Annotated in this window: 17 protein-coding genes; 10 read left to right on the top strand and 7 right to left on the bottom strand. The window is 69.7% G+C overall.

What is annotated here, in order from left to right:
- Window positions 1-6: 6 nt before the first annotated feature.
- Window positions 7-942: a phosphoribosylaminoimidazolesuccinocarboxamide synthase gene (locus tag ACFXP5_RS09190; RefSeq protein WP_394544397.1), complete on the bottom strand. Its 936-nt coding sequence runs from the start codon at window positions 940-942 to the stop codon at window positions 7-9.
- A gap of 95 nt (window positions 943-1,037) precedes the next feature.
- Here ACFXP5_RS09190 and ACFXP5_RS09185 point away from each other — a divergent pair, with 95 nt between their 5' ends.
- Both ACFXP5_RS09185 and ACFXP5_RS09180 read left to right on the top strand, forming a co-directional pair.
- Window positions 1,038-1,655 (top strand): PadR family transcriptional regulator, encoded by a 618-nt coding sequence (locus ACFXP5_RS09185; RefSeq protein WP_394544396.1) that lies wholly within the window; start codon window positions 1,038-1,040, stop codon window positions 1,653-1,655.
- The gene (locus ACFXP5_RS09180) at window positions 1,652-3,163 is read left to right on the top strand and encodes an MFS transporter (protein WP_394544395.1); all 1,512 of its coding nucleotides are present in this window, start codon (window positions 1,652-1,654) and stop codon (window positions 3,161-3,163) included. The genes ACFXP5_RS09185 and ACFXP5_RS09180 overlap by 4 nt, the downstream gene beginning before the upstream one ends.
- A 195-nt stretch (window positions 3,164-3,358) precedes the next feature.
- On the opposite strand, the gene purD is transcribed toward ACFXP5_RS09180, so the two are convergent.
- The gene (purD, locus tag ACFXP5_RS09175; RefSeq protein WP_394544393.1) at window positions 3,359-4,630 is read right to left on the bottom strand and encodes a phosphoribosylamine--glycine ligase; all 1,272 of its coding nucleotides are present in this window, start codon (window positions 4,628-4,630) and stop codon (window positions 3,359-3,361) included.
- A gap of 83 nt (window positions 4,631-4,713) precedes the next feature.
- On the opposite strand from purD, the gene ACFXP5_RS09170 reads away from it, so the two are divergent.
- A complete protein-coding gene (locus tag ACFXP5_RS09170) occupies window positions 4,714-5,082 on the top strand; it encodes a sterol carrier family protein (RefSeq protein WP_394544392.1) in 369 nt (122 codons plus the stop codon).
- Between the two features lie 89 nt (window positions 5,083-5,171).
- The gene (locus ACFXP5_RS09165; RefSeq protein WP_394527878.1) at window positions 5,172-5,516 is read left to right on the top strand and encodes a potassium transporter Trk; all 345 of its coding nucleotides are present in this window, start codon (window positions 5,172-5,174) and stop codon (window positions 5,514-5,516) included.
- 3 nt (window positions 5,517-5,519) lie between these two features.
- On the opposite strand, the gene ACFXP5_RS09160 is transcribed toward ACFXP5_RS09165, so the two are convergent.
- Window positions 5,520-6,134: a zinc-binding alcohol dehydrogenase gene (locus tag ACFXP5_RS09160; RefSeq protein ID WP_394527877.1), complete on the bottom strand. Its 615-nt coding sequence runs from the start codon at window positions 6,132-6,134 to the stop codon at window positions 5,520-5,522.
- 68 nt (window positions 6,135-6,202) lie between these two features.
- Here ACFXP5_RS09160 and purM point away from each other — a divergent pair, with 68 nt between their 5' ends.
- The 4 genes from purM (at window position 6,203) to phoA (ending at window position 12,098) form a co-directional block, all read left to right on the top strand.
- Window positions 6,203-7,312 (top strand): phosphoribosylformylglycinamidine cyclo-ligase, encoded by a 1,110-nt coding sequence (gene purM / locus ACFXP5_RS09155; RefSeq protein WP_394544390.1) that lies wholly within the window; start codon window positions 6,203-6,205, stop codon window positions 7,310-7,312.
- Between the two features lie 40 nt (window positions 7,313-7,352).
- A complete protein-coding gene (purF, locus tag ACFXP5_RS09150) occupies window positions 7,353-8,819 on the top strand; it encodes an amidophosphoribosyltransferase (protein ID WP_394527875.1) in 1,467 nt (488 codons plus the stop codon).
- 13 nt (window positions 8,820-8,832) lie between these two features.
- Window positions 8,833-10,050: an MFS transporter gene (locus tag ACFXP5_RS09145; protein ID WP_394527874.1), complete on the top strand. Its 1,218-nt coding sequence runs from the start codon at window positions 8,833-8,835 to the stop codon at window positions 10,048-10,050.
- 116 nt (window positions 10,051-10,166) lie between these two features.
- The gene (phoA, locus tag ACFXP5_RS09140; protein WP_394544389.1) at window positions 10,167-12,098 is read left to right on the top strand and encodes an alkaline phosphatase; all 1,932 of its coding nucleotides are present in this window, start codon (window positions 10,167-10,169) and stop codon (window positions 12,096-12,098) included.
- A 66-nt stretch (window positions 12,099-12,164) separates the two neighbouring features.
- Here the strand turns inward: phoA and ACFXP5_RS09135 are convergent, their stop codons facing one another.
- Window positions 12,165-12,374 carry a DUF3073 domain-containing protein gene (locus ACFXP5_RS09135; RefSeq protein ID WP_394527872.1) on the bottom strand — a complete coding sequence of 70 codons (210 nt, stop codon included), beginning with the start codon at window positions 12,372-12,374 and terminating at the stop codon, window positions 12,165-12,167.
- Between the two features lie 143 nt (window positions 12,375-12,517).
- On the opposite strand from ACFXP5_RS09135, the gene ACFXP5_RS09130 reads away from it, so the two are divergent.
- Window positions 12,518-13,060, top strand: coding sequence for a universal stress protein (locus tag ACFXP5_RS09130; RefSeq protein ID WP_394544388.1), 543 nt, complete (start codon window positions 12,518-12,520; stop codon window positions 13,058-13,060).
- Between the two features lie 111 nt (window positions 13,061-13,171).
- On the opposite strand, the gene ACFXP5_RS09125 is transcribed toward ACFXP5_RS09130, so the two are convergent.
- Complete coding sequence (locus ACFXP5_RS09125; RefSeq protein WP_394527870.1) at window positions 13,172-13,780, bottom strand: PadR family transcriptional regulator; 609 nt, start codon at window positions 13,778-13,780, stop codon at window positions 13,172-13,174.
- Window positions 13,780-14,631: a DUF4097 family beta strand repeat-containing protein gene (locus ACFXP5_RS09120; RefSeq protein ID WP_394527869.1), complete on the bottom strand. Its 852-nt coding sequence runs from the start codon at window positions 14,629-14,631 to the stop codon at window positions 13,780-13,782. The genes ACFXP5_RS09125 and ACFXP5_RS09120 overlap by 1 nt, the downstream gene beginning before the upstream one ends.
- Window positions 14,632-14,795: 164 nt before the next feature.
- Between ACFXP5_RS09120 and ACFXP5_RS09115 the strand changes: the two genes are divergently transcribed.
- Window positions 14,796-15,554: a MerR family transcriptional regulator gene (locus tag ACFXP5_RS09115; RefSeq protein ID WP_394544387.1), complete on the top strand. Its 759-nt coding sequence runs from the start codon at window positions 14,796-14,798 to the stop codon at window positions 15,552-15,554.
- A gap of 134 nt (window positions 15,555-15,688) precedes the next feature.
- On the opposite strand, the gene ACFXP5_RS09110 is transcribed toward ACFXP5_RS09115, so the two are convergent.
- On the bottom strand, window positions 15,689-15,853 hold the full coding sequence (locus ACFXP5_RS09110; RefSeq protein WP_394527867.1) for a hypothetical protein: 165 nt from the start codon (window positions 15,851-15,853) through the stop codon (window positions 15,689-15,691).
- Between the last annotated feature and the right edge of the window lie 33 nt (window positions 15,854-15,886).

The raw sequence follows: 15,886 nt of genomic DNA, 5'->3' as shown, positions 1-15,886 counted from the left end.
GCAGGGCTACGAGGTGAGGCGCTCGAGCAGTTCCGCGTAGCGGTCGCGGGTACGCGAGACGACCTCGGGGGGCAGGGTGGGCGGCTCTCCCGTCTTGTCCCAGTGCGCGGCGAGCCAGTCGCGGACGATCTGCTTGTCGAAGCTCGCCATGCGCTCGTCGGGCGTCGCTCCCTCGCGCCACGCGGCAGCATCCCAGTACCGCGAGGAATCGCTCGTCAGCACCTCGTCGGCCAAGGTCAGAGTGCCGCGCTCGTCGCGACCGAACTCGAACTTCGTGTCGGCGAGGATCAGCCCGTGCGCCTCGGCGACCCGCGCCGCACGCTCGTAGATCTCGAGCGAGGTGTCGCGCAGCTCGGCGGCGCTCTCCTCGCCCACCAGCTCGGCCGTCCGGGCGAACGAGATGTTCTCGTCGTGCTCGCCGAGCGGCGCTTTGTAGGCCGGGGTGAACAGGGGCTCGGGCAGGCGGTCGCCGTTCTCGAGGCCGGCCGGCAGTGCGATGCCGCAGACCGTGCCGTCTGTTCGGTACTCCGCCCAGCCCGAGCCGGTGAGGTAGCCCCGCACGACGCACTCGATGGGCTCCATCTCCAGCTTGCGCACGTACATCGAGCGCGCCACGACGCTGGGCGGGATGATCTCCACGGCATCGTCGCCGACGAGCTCGTGATCGGCAACGAGATGATTCGGGATGCGACGGCCGCCGTCACCGCCGTCGAGCAGGTCGAACCACCACAGGCTGAGGGTCGTCAGCAGCTCGCCTTTCCCCGGGATCCCGGGGGAGAGCACGGAATCGAAGGCGCTCACGCGATCGCTGGCGACGACGAGCAGGCGCTCGGCGCCGGCATCCGCCTCATCCCCGGGCCCCTGGGGGCGATAGAGGTCGCGCACCTTGCCGGAGTAGACGTGGCGCCAGCCGGCGAGCTCGGGGGAGGGGAAGTCGGTCACTGGCCCATTATCGCGGTTCGCCTCCCCGGAGCACCGCTCGTCATCAGGCCCGAACAGGCGTATAGTCCATGTGGACTAGTCGAACCGGAGTAACCATGGACGCCACCAAGATCACCCCCCTCGGGGTGATGGTGCTCGCGCTGCTGCGCGAGGGCGACATGCACCCCTACGAGATGATGCGGCTCATGCGGCACCGCCGCGACGACCGCATCTTCCGCATCCAGAACGGCACGTTCTACCACACGATCTCCTCGCTCGAACGGGCGGGCCTCCTCACAGAGATCGGGGTGGACCGCGACGGCAACCGGCCAGAACGCACCACCTACTCCCTCTCCGAGTCCGGCGCGGCCGCGGTCGTCGATTGGGTGCGCCGCGAATTGACGCGTCTGGATCGACCCACCGAGTTCCGCGTGGCGCTCGCCGAGGCGCACAACCTCGAGCGGGCCGAAGTGCTCGATCTGCTCACCCGGCGGCGCGAGCTGCTCGCCGCGCACCGCGACGAGCTGGCCTCGGGTCTCGCGGAGGCCGCGACGCGCTCGGTACCGGGCCAGTTCCTCGTCGAAGCGAGCCGCGAGAGCGCGCTGCTCGACGCCGATCTCCGCTGGCACGATGCGCTCCTCGCGCAACTGGCCGACCATTCTCTCGCCTGGGGCCTCGACGAGGTCCCCGCCGATCCTTACCTCCACACACTCCGACAGGACCAGGAACAATGACCGACCGCACTACGGCTGCCACAGCATCCGCCCCCACTCGCAGTCCATGGCCCGCCCTCTGGGCGCTCGTCATCGGCTTCTTCATGATCCTCGTCGACACGACGATCGTCTCGGTCGCGAACCCCGCCATCAAGGCGGCGCTCGACCCGAACACGAACAACCTCGACAACGTCGTGTGGGTGACGAGCGCTTACCTGCTCGCCTACGCCGTTCCCCTCCTCATCACCGGACGCCTCGGCGACCGCTTCGGTCCGAAGAACATCTACCTCATCGGCCTGGCGATCTTCACGCTCGCCTCGCTCGCCTGCGGCCTCTCAGGTTCGCTCGGCCTGCTGATCGCGGCACGCGCGGTGCAGGGTGTCGGCGCCGCCCTCATGACCCCGCAGACGATGGCCGTCATCACGCGCACCTTCCCCGCGAACCGTCGAGGCGCCGCGATGGGCCTCTGGGGTGCGACCGCCGGTGTCGCGACCCTCGTCGGCCCGCTCGCCGGCGGCCTGCTGGTGGACGGCTTCGGGTGGGAGTGGATCTTCTTCATCAACATCCCCGTCGGCGTGGTGGCCTTCGTGCTCGCCTGGCGGCTCGTCCCGCAGCTCGAGACGAGCCCCCACCGCTTCGACATCCCCGGCGTGATCCTCAGTGCCGTCGCACTGTTCCTCATCGTGTTCGGTCTGCAGGAGGGGGAGCACTACGACTGGGCGCCCTGGGTGTGGGCGATGATCGCCGGTGGCGTCGTCGTGCTCGCCGTGTTCATCTGGACCCAGGCGCACACGAAGCGCGAACCGCTCGTTCCGCTCGAGCTCTTCCGCGAGCGCAACTTCTCGATCGCGAACCTCGCGATCGCCACCGTCGGCTTCACCGTGACGAGCATGTCGCTGCCGCTGCTGTTCTTCATTCAGCTCGCGCGGGGCCTCACCCCCACCCAGTCGGCTCTCCTGCTCATCCCGCAGGCCGTGCTCTCCGGCGTGCTCGCCCCCTTCGCGGGCAAGCTGCTCGATCGCACCGACCCGCGGTTCCTGCTGGTCCCGGGGCTCGTCCTCGTCGCCGGATCGCTCGTCTGGTACTCCTCGCTCATGAACCTCGACACCCCGATCTGGATGTTCCTGCTGCCCGCCGCCGTGATGGGCGTCGGGAACGCGGGGATGTGGGGTCCGCTCGCCACGACCGCGACGCGCAACCTGCCGCCGCGCCAGGCGGGAGCCGGAGCCGGCATTTACAACACCACCCGCACGATCGGATCCGTGCTCGGCTCCGCCGCGATCGCCGCCTTCATGCAGGCGCGCCTCGAGGCCAACCTGCCGGGCGCGGGGGACGCGACGAGCAGCTTCGGCGGCGGAACGCTTCCCACCCAGGTCGCCGCCGGATTCTCCGAGGCGATGTCGCAGGCCGTGCTACTGCCCGCCGGGGTGCTGGTGATCGGCATCATCGCGGTGCTGTTCCTGCGCCGCCCGAAGCCGACCGGTCTCACCGGCGCAGTTTCCGTGCAGGCCGCCGCGCGCGCCTCGTAGGGGGGCCTCGGGCCCGCGCGCGGGCTCGGGCTCCGCGCGCGGCCCGCGCGTCGGATTTCGAGGAGATTCCGGACTTTGAGGACGATTTCGGCGTTTTTCGTCCTCGATTTCCGGTATCTCCTCGATCTTCGTCGGGCGGAGGGGGTGCGGCGCGGGGCCGAGTGGTGACGCTCGCCGCGGCCTGCGGCGGCGGTCTCACGCCTCGACGACGCGGGCGGCGATGTCGGTGCGGTACTGCCCGCCCGTGAGCTCGATCAGCTCGATCGCCTCGTAGGCCCGATCCCGGGCCTCGCGGAAGGTGGTCCCCAGGGCGACGACGCTCAACACGCGGCCGCCGGTCGTGACGAGCCCGCCGTCGGTGCGGGCGGTCGCCGCGTGCGCGAGGTGCACGTCGTCGACCTCGGCGGCGTCATCGGTTCCGTCGAGGCGGTACCCCGTCACCGGGGCGACGGGGTACCCCTCGCTGGCGAGCACGACCGCGACGGCCGTCGCGTCCGCGAACGCGGGGCGGGGGAAGGACTCGAGGGTTCCGGATGCTGCGGCCAGCAGCAGCTGCGACAGGGGGTCGACCAGGCGGGGCAGCACCACCTGCGTCTCGGGGTCGCCGAAGCGGGCGTTGAACTCGATGACCTTCACGCCGGTGTCGGTCAGGATCAAGCCCGCGTAGAGCAGACCGATGAAAGGAGTGCCTTCGGAATCGAGCTGGCGGATCACCGGCTCCGCGATCTCGCGGGTGACGAGGTCGACGAACTCGTCCTCGCCGCCGAAGCGTTCCGCGAGCCAGGGAAGCGGCGAGTAGGCGCCCATGCCGCCGGTGTTGGGGCCCTCGTCGCCGTCGAGCAGGCGCTTGTAATCCTGCGCGGGACTCAGGGGTCGCACGGTGTCGCCATCGGAGAGGAAGAAGAGGGAGACCTCGGGGCCGTCGAGGAACTCCTCCACGAGCACCGCGCCGCTCGCGAGGAAGGCAGCGGCGTGACCCACAGCGGCGGCGCGATCGCTCGTGACGATCACGCCCTTCCCGGAGGCGAGGCCGTCGGCCTTCACGACGTACGGCGCCCCGAACTCGTCGAGCGCTGCGGCCACCGCGGCGGAGTCGACCGCGCGTACGGCGCGACCGGTGGGTACGCCCGCAGCATCCATCACCCGTTTCGCGAAGGTCTTGGAGCCTTCGAGCTGGGCCGCCGCCTTGCCCGGTCCGAAGACGGGGATGCCGCGTACCCGCAGCGCGTCGGCCACACCCGCGACGAGAGGTGCTTCCGGCCCGATCACCACGAGGTCGATCGCCTCGAGACCCGCGAAGGCGGTCACAGCCTCGGGATCGTTCGGGTCGAGGTCGACGAGATGAGCGTCGGAGGCGATCCCGGCGTTGCCGGGCGCGGCGAAGATCGCGTGCTCCGCGTCTTCGGAACGGAGGGCGAGGATGATGGCGTGCTCGCGCGCACCCGAGCCGAGGACGAGGATTCTCACCCGGTCAGCCTAGCGAGCGCCCCGCCGGGCCCCACCCAGCCCGCAGCAGGCTTCGGCGAGCCGGAGAGGCGTAGCGTGATCACATGCCGCGACGGATCGAAACGGGTGAGGGGCGTGCCGCCCTCGGTGCCGTGTCGGCGTCCGATGCGGCGGGGCTACCTGCCGCCCGCGCCGAGCTTGCCACCGCGGTGCGGTACTTGCTGCAGTTGCTCAACGAGAAGGCTCCGGGCAACGCGGTCGAGGTGCGAGTGCCCCCGTTCGGCGCCGTCCAGGTGATCGAGGGCCCGCGCCACACGCGCGGCACGCCGCCGAACGTGGTCGAGATGGACGCTCGCACGTGGATCGCGCTGGCGACGGGGGGAGAGCATTGGGCGGATGCTGTGACCGCCGGACGCATCTCGGCCTCGGGCGTGCGGGCCGACCTCACCGCTGTGCTGCCCCTTCGGCCCTGACGACCGCCGCGGGCTCCGATCGCGAAGAACCTCTCGACGCCGCATCATTCTCCTGAGCGCCCCGGCGGGAGCGGTGAGACAATGGACCCATGGCCCCCGAGCCCGAGTTCTCCTCCCTCCCCTCCGTCACCGACGAGGTGGAGACCCTGCGCGTGCGCCGCGCCCCGAAGTACGCCGTCTTCCTCATCCTGGGCGCAGCGCTCGGAGTGCTGGCCGCGATGATTCTCACCCTGTCGTTCAACGGCACGAGCGAGGTCAGTCCCAACACCGGCATGTCCTATTCCAGCCTCCAGGTCTTCGGATTCCTCGCGCTCATCTGCATTCCCCTGGGCATGGTGGTGGGAGCCGTGATCGCACTGGTGCTCGATCGCACCGTCGGTCGTCGAACGCGCGACGTGGTCGTCGATCACGAGCGGGTCGAACTCCCCGACTGAGCCTCAGGCAAGCTCGGCGATGATCGGGTGGATGGCGGTGTCGAACGCGACGACGTCCCCGCGGAGGCCATCGGTCACCGCGATCGTGAGCGAACCGATCCACCACACCCCGCGCTGCGTCAGCGGCAGCACCTGCACGTTGAGTTCGAACGAGTGCGCCCGGCGTCCCACCCGGCGTTCATGTTCGGCGATCGCACTGGCGTAGGCGCGGTACGAAACACCGGGCCGGGCGGAAGCATCCCTCGAATACCGCTCGTGAGCGCCGCGCGCGAAGTGCAGCGCGGACCCCGCGTGCGGTTCGATCGCGGCGCGCAGGTCATCCATTCCCTCCGCGGGAAGCGCGATCACGGTGTCGAAGCCGTCGACGAGTTCGAGCGGCACCGGCGAGGGGTGCGCCTGGGGCTCCACGGTCATCGCCCAGTACTCCCGCCACTGCCGTTCGAGGCGCGCCTGCGCCTCTTCACCGCGGGCAGGGCCGGTCTCGGCGGCGCCGCCGCGCAGGTGCGGGAGGTCGTCGGGCGAGCGCACCCCGATCGCCTGCCGGAGGGCGAGCGCGAGCAGGACGGGCAGGCCCGCGTCCTCGCGAACCACCCACTCCGGACCGCTCCCGCTCCGCATGGGGCCATTGTAGGGCGGAGCGGCGGCCGGGCGGGGCTCGACGCCGCGGGCGCCGGTAGGCTGGAAGCGTGGCCGACGCTCCCCGTGATCCTTACTCCGACGCCGGTGTCGACACCGCAGCCGGCGACCGGGCGGTCGAGTTGATGAAGGCGGCGGTCCGCCAGACCCACGGCCCCCAGGTGCTCGGTGGGGTCGGCGGCTTCGCGGGGCTCTTCGACGCTTCCGCGCTGCGCTCCTACACCCGTCCCCTGCTGGCGACCAGCACCGACGGGGTGGGCACCAAGGTGGCCATCGCGCAGGCCATCGACAAGCACGACACGATCGGTATCGACCTCGTCGGCATGGTCGTCGACGACATCGTCGTGGTGGGGGCCGAGCCCCTGTTCATGACCGACTACATCGCCTGCGGCAAGGTCGTGCCCGAACGCATCGCCGACATCGTGGCGGGGATCGCCCGCGGCTGCGCCGAGACCGGCACCGCCCTCGTGGGCGGCGAGACCGCCGAACACCCCGGACTGCTCGGACCGCACGACTACGACGTGGCGGGAGCCGCGACCGGAGTCGTCGAGGGCAGCGACGTGCTCGGGGCCGAGCGCGTGCAGACCGGCGACGTCGTCATCGCGGTCGCCTCCAGCGGGCTGCACTCCAACGGCTTCTCGCTCGTGCGCCACATCGTCGCGCAGCGCGGCATCCAGTACGGCGACCTCGCCCCCGACTTCGGCGTGACGTGGGGCGAGGCCCTGCTCGAGCCGACCCGGCTCTACACGCGGCCGCTCCTCGGATTGCTGGATGCTGTGGACGGCGGAGTGCACGCTCTGACCCACGTCACCGGCGGCGGTATCGCTGCGAACCTCGCTCGTGTGCTGCCCCGCGAGACGTGGGTCGAGATCGACCGCTCCACGTGGGCGCCGCCGACCGTGTTCCAGGTGCTGACCGATCTCGGCGGCTTGTCGCTCGCCGAGACCGAGGGCACGTGGAACCTGGGTATCGGCTTCCTCGCCGTCGTCTCGCCCGATCAGGCAGCCGCCGCCGTCGCCGACCTCGCTGCGCGGGGCCTCCCTGCCTGGCAGGTCGGTGTGATCCGCGACGGGCAGCGCCCCGACGGCGCGTTCGAACAAGGCGCCAAGGGTGTCGACGGCGGAGCGGTGCGCCTCATCGGCGCCCACCCGACCGCCTGACCGCCTCCTCTTCCCCCCAACACGGAGCAAAAAACACCACATGTGCGGAATCGTCGGGATGGTCGGCCAGGGTTCGGTCAACCAGGAGATCTACGACGCCCTTCTCCTGCTGCAGCACCGCGGGCAGGATTCGACGGGCATCGCCACTGCCGAGCAGAACGGTGTCGTCCACACCACCAAGGCGCGGGGCATGGTGCGCGAAGCGTTCCGCACCCGCGACATGCGCACCCTGCTCGGAAACATCGGCCTGGGCCATGTGCGCTACGCCACGAAGGGCACCGCGTCCAACGAAGAAGAGGCACAGCCCTTCTACGTCAACGCCCCGTACGGCATCGTCCTGGTGCACAACGGAAACCTCACCAACACCCGTGAGCTGACCGACGAGCTCTTCCACCGCGACCGCCGGCACCTCAACACCAGCTCCGACACCGAGTTGCTGGTGAACATCCTCGGTTCCGAGCTGCAGTCCGTGATCACGGGTCCCGACCTCGACCCCGACCAGGTCTTCGCCGCCGTCACGCGCGTGCACCAGCGCGTTGAGGGCTCGTACGCCGCGATCGCCCTCATCGCCGGGTACGGGCTGCTCGCCTTCCGCGACCCCTTCGGGATCCGCCCCCTCATCCTGGGCACCCGCCCCTCCGACGGTGTCGAAGGCGGCGCGGAGTGGGTCGTCGCATCCGAGTCGCTCGTGCTGGAGAACGCCGGCTTCGAGGTCGTCCGCGACCTGCACCCCGGTGAGGCGGTGTTCGTCTCGCTCGACGGCACCCTGCACTCGCGCCTGTGCGCACCCGACGCTCAACTCGTGCCGTGCTCCTTCGAGTACGTGTACCTCGCCCGCCCCGACTCGATCATGAACGGCATCGCGGTCTACGAATCGCGTCTGCGGATGGGCGAGCGCCTCGCCGACACCATCGCGAAGCACACGCCGGTCGACGAGATCGACGTCGTCATGCCGATCCCCGACTCCGCGCGCCCCGCCGCGATGCAGGTGGCCCGCAAGCTGGGACTGGAGTACCGCGAGGGGTTCTACAAGAACCGCTACGTCGGGCGCACCTTCATCATGCCGGGGCAGGCTGTCCGCAAGAAGAGCGTGCGGCAGAAGCTGAACGCCATGTCGAGCGAGTTCAAGGGCAAGAACGTGCTGCTCATCGACGACTCGATCGTGCGCGGGACGACGAGCCGGGAGATCATCCAGATGGCGCGGGATGCCGGCGCCAAATCGGTGACCTTCGCCTCCGCGGCGCCGCCGGTGCGTCACCCGCACGTGTACGGCATCAACATGCCCTCCCGCGAAGAGCTCGTCGCGCACGGCCGGACGATCCCCGAGATCGCCCAGGAGCTCGGCTGCGACCACCTCGTCTACCAAGAGGTCGAAGACCTGAAGGCGGCGATCCTCGAGGGCTCGGATGTCACCGACCTCGACATGAGCTGCTTCGACGGCCGGTACGTCACGGGAACCGTGACCGATGAATACCTGGCCTGGGTCGAGGGTAGCCAGACGTCATGACCCGGCCGCTCGAGTGAGCGGCTCCGCGCGCCCGGGCGGGCGTGTGCTCATCGTCATCGGTGTCGTGCTGATGGCGTTGACGCTGCGCATCGCGGTCGCCTCGCTCTCCCCGGTGATCGATCGGATCGCCGGGGACTTCCCGCTCCCCGCCGCCCTGGTCGGGCTCATCGGGATGGCGCCGCCGGCGGCCTTCGCGGCGGCGGGGTTGCTCACACCCCCGCTCGAGCGCCGCCTCGGGCTCGAGCGCCTGGCCCTCTGCGCGGTGGTCGTCGCCGCCCTCGGCCTCGCCGCCCGATCACTCGCCGTGAACGCCGTCTCACTGCTGGTGGTCACCGTGGTGCTGTTCGCTGCCGTCGGCATCGGCAACGTGCTGCTCCCCGGTATCGCGAAGAAGTACTTCCCCGACCGCGTCGGCGTCCTGACCGCGCTGTACACGACGGCCATGGCGGTCGCGACGTTCGTGCCGCCCCTCGTGGCGGTGCCGCTCGCCGACAGCTGGGGATGGCGCCTCTCGTTCACCGTCTGGGCGGCGGTGGCGGCGGCGGCCATCGTTCCCTGGATCGTGATCACCGTGCGCGCCCGCGCCTTCGACGCCGGCCTGGTCGAGCGGCCGCGGGCCGACGTCGTGCGACGGCTGGTGCGTCTGCCTCTCGCGTGGGCGCTCGCGGCCACTTTCGCGGTCAATTCCTCCGTCGCGTACGCCGCCTTCGCCTGGCTGCCTGTGATCCTCGTCGACGTGGCGCACACCACCGCGCAGCAGGCCGGCGCGCTCCTCGCTCTGTTCGCCTTCATGGGCCTGCCGTGCTCGTTCTTCGTGCCCCTGCTGGTGTCGCGCTACCGCGTGGTCGGGGCACTGTACGTGGTCGCGGTCACCTCGGGGATCGCGGGCATAGCCGGCCTGCTCTTCGTCCCGACGGTCGCGACCCCGCTGTGGGTGGCCCTGCTGGGGCTGCCCCCGCTGCTGTTCCCGATGCTGCTCGTGCTGATCGGACTGCGTACGCGCACCCACGACACCGCCGTCGCGCTGAGCGGGTTCGTGCAGAGCATCGGGTACGGCTTCGCCGCTCTCGCGCCGCTCGCGATCGGCCTCGTGCACGAGGCGACGGGGGAGTGGACGGGTTCGCTCATCCTGCTGGGTGCGGTGATGACGATCGCGATCCCCGCGGGGTTCGTCGTGGCGCGCGGCCGCACGATCGAAGACGAGTGGGAGCAGCGACACGGCGCGTGGTGACCGACCCCGCCTGTTAGCCGAGTCTTCACCGCGGACGCCCCCGCTGTTAGCCGCTCACGCGGTTGCCTGGAAGAGACGCCGGAGACCCGTCGTCGCAACCAGAGAAGGATCTCTCAATGACCCCTCGCACTTCGCCCAGCCGCGCCCGCGCGGCATGGTCGGCGGTAGCCGTGGCCACGCTGGCCCTCGGCAGCTTCACCTTCGCTCTTCCGGCCACCGCAGCGCCGATCGACGCCCCGATCACCGAGAACGGCGGGGCCACGCGCCTCGACCATGATCAGGATCGCAACGACGTGATTCGCCAGGCCCTGGTCGATGGGAAGGCCAAGAACGTCATCCTGCTCATCGGCGATGGGATGGGAGATTCCGAGATCACGGTCGCCCGCAACTACGCCGAGGGTGCTGCCGGCACTCTCAAGGGCATCGACGCGCTTCCCCTGACGGGTCAGTACGTGCACTGGGCGGTCACGCCCGAGGAGGAAGGCAAGCCGGGCAGCGGCGGCCTTCCCAACTACGCCTCCGAGTCGGCCTCGACGGCCTCGGCATGGTCGACCGGAACGAAGACGGCCAACGGCAAGCTCAGCGTCGACTACACGCTGGAGAACACCCCGCAGGCGACTCTCCTCGAGATCGCCAAGGCCAACGGGCTGAAGACCGGCAACGTCTCGACGGCTGAGATCCAGGACGCGACCCCCGGCGCCGAGATCGCACACATCTCCGCGCGCGGATGCTACGGACCCGACACGATGACGGCGTGCCCCGACGAGACGATCGAGGAAGGTGGCCTCGGCTCGATCAGCGAGCAGCTCTTGAACGTTCGTCCCGACGTCACCCTCGGCGGCGGTCAGACCAGCTTCACGCAGGCTGCAACGGCCGGCCCGTGGGCGGGCCAGACCCTCTTCAACCAGGCTGCCGACCGCGGTTACCAGGTCGTCCAGGATGCCGCGGGCCTTGCGGCTGTCACCGAGGCGAGCGCCGACAAGCCGGTGCTCGGCCTCTTCACCCCGGGTAACTTCCCCGTGCGTTACAACACCGTGAACGCGACCGTCGGTGGCGGGGCGCTCCCCGCAGTGCCCTGCACCGAGAACGCCGGCCGACTCCCCGCGGAGCTGTCGCTCGCCTCGCTCACGGACAAGGCGATCGGCCTGCTCGACAACGAGGACGGCTTCTTCCTTCAGGTCGAGGGCGCGAGCATCGACAAGCAGGACCACGCCGCCAACGCCTGTGGCCAGATCGGTGAGACCGTCGACCTCGACGAGGCCGTGCAGGTCGCGCTCGCCTTCGCCCAGGAGAACGACGACACCCTGGTCATCGTCACCGCCGACCACGCCCACACGAGCCAGATCGTCGGCGGGGTCACCCCCGGACTGAGCGTGAACCTCCTCACCGAGGAGGGCCAGTCGATGATCGTCGCCTACAACACCTCCCCCGCGGGTGGATCGCAGCAGCACACCGGTTCGCAGGTGCGCATCGCCGGCTACGGCCCCGGTGCCGCCGGCGTCATCGGCCTGACCGATCAGACCGACCTGTTCTTCACCTCGGCCGACGCGCTCGACCTGGACCGCGACCTCGAGAAGCTGAGCGCGGATGCGACCATCAGCGTCCCGGCAGAGGTCGCACCCAGCACGGAGTTCACCGCGACCGTTTCGGGGCTGGACGCCGACTGGCAGGCACGGGGTGTGCTCACCTCCACCGCGGGTGGCGCTCCGGTCGACCTCGGACAGGTGGACGTGCTGAACGGCGTCGCGACGTTCGACGACCTCAGCATCGCCGACCCCGGTACCTACACGGTCACCATCACCGGAGTGCAGACGGGCGTGGAGCTGTCCGCGAACGTCAACGTGGTCGTGGGCGCGGTCGCCGTGCCGTCGCCCTCGCCGTCCGCGAGCCAGTCGGCTGTGCCGGCCCTCGTCGGCGGTGGCTCGTCGAACAACGGCTCGCTCGCCATCACCGGAGCGAACGCACCGTGGGCCCTCGCCGGGATCGCCGCGACGATGATCGGGATCGGCGTGTACGCCGCCTACCGTCGCCGCCGCGGTATCGCCTGACCTGAACGACAGAACGGCCGGCAGCGCTCAGCGCTGCCGGCCGTTCTCGTTGTCACCGGGTGACGGTCAGTGCGAGATCTGCGTCGACGACGTCGGCGTCTGCTCTTCGTCGTCGCCCTCGTCGTAATCATCGGCCCACTTGTCGACGTAGTCGGGCTCGTCGCTCTCGGGGTGCCCCAATTCGCGCTCGAGCGCCGAATAGTTCACCGACGGGCTGAAAGACTTCAGCTCTCGGGCGATCTTGGTGTGCTTCGCTTTTTGACGGCCACGCCCCATGCGAGACCCCCTCATTTGACTGTGGCGGGCTGTTAGGCGGCCTGCGCGGTTTCACGGATCGGGATCGAGCCGGTAAGAGTAGCATTCAGGATATCACGGAGGCCTCCTGCGCTCCCCGCGCCGGTGGGGAGAAGGGTGAAGCAATGCCGGACGAAGCATCCATCAGCGCCGACAGTGCTGCGGCGGCCGATGTGCCGCACGGAGCCGTCATCGTCGGGGTTCATCCGGACCTTCCCGCGCGGGTCTACACCGAGGCCGCGCGCTATGCCGGACTGCTCTCCGTACCGCTCGCCGTCGTGCACGTCGACGTCACCCGCTTCGTGACCTTCGAGGATCCCGACGGCTACGTCCACGCGACGCCGACCGACGTCTCCGTCTCCGCCGGCCATGCTCAACTGCTCGAGGTCACCGCCGCCGCGGAGGGTGCGTTGGCCGGCACCGGCGTGGAGTGGTCGGTCACGCAACTGGTGGGCGACCCCGCCCTCGCGATGAAGAGTCTTGCCGAACGCATCGACTCGCCTCTGTTCGTGGTCGGAACCCGCAGACGCGGCCTCGGCGAGTCGATCCGCGAATTCTTCACGGGCTCCGTCGCCGCCCGCCTCACCCACCGTCAGCACCGACCCGTGCTGGTCGTGCCGTTGAGCGAGCCGGTTCCCGACGACAAGGACATCGACTGGGTCGGCTGACTCCCGCGGGCCGCCGCGCCCTGGGTGAATCAATGCCTCAGCGCTCGAATCCACGTCGAGCTGCAGCATCCGAATCTGGATTCGAGCGCTTCGACGTGGATTCGAGGTGGATCAGGCGCGGAGCGCCTGCTGCAGAGAGCGGGATGCCTCGTCGAGGGCGACCTCGAGCGCGTCGACCGTCGCACCGCTGAGCGCGCCCCCTCGGGCGACGTGCGCGCGTAGGTCGCTGCGCACCCGGGCGCGGAATTCGCTCACCAGCGCGTCGGCGCGATGCATCTGCTCCCGGCTCTGCGTGCGCGCGTCGTCGTGGGCTGCGGGCTCGGGCGCTGCGGCCCGATCGTCACGCGACGCCGCCGCGAGGTCGGCGCGCAGGCTGCGCATCGCCTCCTTGACGCTGCCGCGCACCTCCTGGGCGATGAGGCGCACGCTGTCGGCCAGGTCGTCCTGGATCCCGTGCAGGTCGCCCTCGCGAGCGCTGACCTCGGCGTGCCCGGCCTCGGTGATCGCGTAGACGGTCTTGCGACCGTCGACGGTCTTGGTCACCAGGCCCTCCTCCTCGAGCTTCGCGAGCCGCGGATAGATCGTTCCGGCCGAGGGCGTATAGGTGCCGCCGGTGCGATCGGAGAGGGCCTGCATCAGGTCGTAACCGTGACGCGGTGCCTCGTCGAGCAGGCTGAGCAGGTAGAGGCGAAGGTCGCCGTGCGAGAAGACGGGTGCCATCACCACTCCTCCTCGGCTTCCAGGCTCTCGGGGGCGGGCGGGGTGGGGCTGCGGCGCAGCACCGTGAGGTCACCCGACACGGAGTTCGTGCGCACGTCGACGAAACGGCCGCTCAGTTCACCGGTGGATCCGGCGAAGTTCGTGAGTCCCGAGATCGAGCGCATGGTGCCGTCGACCTGCACGCGCCCGCTCACGGTGCGCACGACGTAGTTGGCCGCCAGGTCCTCGTCGAGACGGATGGTGGCGTTGCCGCCGACCGTGTTGAGATTCACGGCGTGGATCGGACCGGTGGAGTCCACGAGCATCGCCCCGGAGACGGTGTCGATGGATGCTTTCGTGATCGCGCCCGTGGCCGCGATGTCACCCGAGACGCTGTTCGCGTTGAGGCTGCCGTCGAGTTGGCGCACCTGCACGTCACCGGACACGGCATTCAGCGTCAGCGCGCCGGCCAGCCCGTCGACGATGATGTCGCCCGAGACGGTGTTCAACCGGGCGTCGGTGCGCAGGCCCGAAATGAGCGCGCTCGCGCTGACGACCCCGAGGGTCAGAGCGACGTCGCGGGGAACGGCGACGCTGATCTCGGCTTTCGGGCCGCTCGCGCCGAAGTTGCGGAAGGACGCGAGGAAGTTGTCCCACCGCAGCTGCGGGTGGTCGATCTCGAGCGCGTCCCCGGTCACCTCGATGCGCAGGTCTTTGATGGTGACGCCGTGCACCTCGATGCGGGCGCCGGGCTCGTCATGGGCGACGACGTCGATCTGACCGCCGATGAGGCCGACCTTGAGCGAGCGCACCTTCTCGATGTCGATGACGCGTGTCTCGCCCGGGTGGATGATCCACTTCTCCAGGGTCATGGCTGCTCCTCTGTCTCGGGCGGCGAACCGCCAGCTTCGCGATATATCGCGTTTCCAGGACCATAACACGATATATCGCGAGTTTCCAGACCTGTCGCTGATCCCCGCTTGACCTTGACGCGACGTCAACTTCTACGCTCGGACCAGGACGAGAGGAGAGAGCGATGGACTGGTCCATTCAGGAGGTCGCCAAGCTGGCGGGAACGACGAGTCGCACGCTGCGCCATTACGCGCAGATCGGGCTGCTGGCTCCCTCGCGGGTGGGCGCGAACGGCTATCGCCGCTATGACCAGGCGGCCCTCGTGCGACTACAGCGCATCCTGCTGTTGCGAGAGCTCGGGCTCGGTCTCGCCCAGATCGCCGAGGTGCTCGCCGCCGAACAGAGCGAGGAAGAAGCGCTGACGCGTCATCTCGCCTGGATGCGTGAAGAGCAGATCGGCCTGGCCAAACGGATCGCCGCCGTGGAGGCCACGGTGGCGGCATTAGAAGAAGGAGTACCGCTAATGGCGGAGAACATGTTCGACGGGTTCGACCACACCGCCCACCGGCGCGAGGTGACCGAGCGTTGGGGGGAGGAGGCCTACGCCCGCAGTGATGCGTGGTGGCGGGGGATGGATGCGGGGGCGAAGGCGGAGTTCACCCGTCACGCCGCGCAACTCGCCGGCGACTGGGTCGCGCTCGCCGAAGCGGGCGGCGACCCCGGTTCGCCGGAGGCGCAGGCGCAGGCCGCACGTCACGTTCGCTGGCTCGCAGGCATCCCGGGCACGCCCTCGGTCGACGTCGGTCCGTACGTCCGGGGCCTGGGCGACATGTACGTGACCGATCCGCGATTCAGTGAGAACTACGCCACCGCCACGGGCGGAACCGCGGGTGCGCAGTTCGTGCGGGACGCGCTGCACCACTACGCCGACGAGCACCTCTGAGTCGAGCGTCGGAGGCCGGGGCAAGACGAATGCCACGTCCCTTGGGGGGAGGACGTGGCATTCGCGGGCCGCGAGGTCACCTCGCGGTAGAGCGGTGGATCCGGCGTATCGAAACGCGGAACCCACCGGGTGAGTCAGACGCTCTTGCGGCCGCTGATGACGCGGAAGAGGAAGGCGATGAGGGCGATGACGCCGACGATGAGGGCGACCCACAGCAGCCACTGCAGCGAGGCGTTCAGCCCGCTCACGATGGCGATGACGATCGCGACGACGATGATGACGAGGAGGGCGATGTTCATGGCGAGAACTCCTTGGTAAGTGCAGTGCCGCTT

Origin of the sequence: Microbacterium hanjuni (assembly GCF_043556395.1) — a bacterium.
Lineage (GTDB): Bacteria > Actinomycetota > Actinomycetes > Actinomycetales > Microbacteriaceae > Microbacterium.
This window is presented reverse-complemented; position numbering and strand designations above follow the sequence as displayed.

Excerpts from the sequence above, each read along its gene's own strand:
- ACFXP5_RS09185 (WP_394544396.1), top strand. The coding sequence starts at position 1,038 with ATGGACGCCACCAAGATCACCCCCCTCGGGGTGATGGTGCTCGCGCTG.
- ACFXP5_RS09180 (WP_394544395.1), top strand. The coding sequence starts at position 1,652 with ATGACCGACCGCACTACGGCTGCCACAGCATCCGCCCCCACTCGCAGT.
- ACFXP5_RS09170 (WP_394544392.1), top strand. The coding sequence starts at position 4,714 with ATGCCGCGACGGATCGAAACGGGTGAGGGGCGTGCCGCCCTCGGTGCC.
- ACFXP5_RS09165 (WP_394527878.1), top strand. The coding sequence starts at position 5,172 with ATGGCCCCCGAGCCCGAGTTCTCCTCCCTCCCCTCCGTCACCGACGAG.
- ACFXP5_RS09160 (WP_394527877.1), bottom strand. The coding sequence starts at position 6,134 with ATGCGGAGCGGGAGCGGTCCGGAGTGGGTGGTTCGCGAGGACGCGGGC.
- purF (WP_394527875.1), top strand. The coding sequence starts at position 7,353 with ATGTGCGGAATCGTCGGGATGGTCGGCCAGGGTTCGGTCAACCAGGAG.
- phoA (WP_394544389.1), top strand. The coding sequence starts at position 10,167 with ATGACCCCTCGCACTTCGCCCAGCCGCGCCCGCGCGGCATGGTCGGCG.
- ACFXP5_RS09135 (WP_394527872.1), bottom strand. The coding sequence starts at position 12,374 with ATGGGGCGTGGCCGTCAAAAAGCGAAGCACACCAAGATCGCCCGAGAG.
- ACFXP5_RS09130 (WP_394544388.1), top strand. The coding sequence starts at position 12,518 with ATGCCGGACGAAGCATCCATCAGCGCCGACAGTGCTGCGGCGGCCGAT.
- ACFXP5_RS09125 (WP_394527870.1), bottom strand. The coding sequence starts at position 13,780 with ATGGCACCCGTCTTCTCGCACGGCGACCTTCGCCTCTACCTGCTCAGC.
- ACFXP5_RS09120 (WP_394527869.1), bottom strand. The coding sequence starts at position 14,631 with ATGACCCTGGAGAAGTGGATCATCCACCCGGGCGAGACACGCGTCATC.
- ACFXP5_RS09115 (WP_394544387.1), top strand. The coding sequence starts at position 14,796 with ATGGACTGGTCCATTCAGGAGGTCGCCAAGCTGGCGGGAACGACGAGT.
- ACFXP5_RS09110 (WP_394527867.1), bottom strand. The coding sequence starts at position 15,853 with ATGAACATCGCCCTCCTCGTCATCATCGTCGTCGCGATCGTCATCGCC.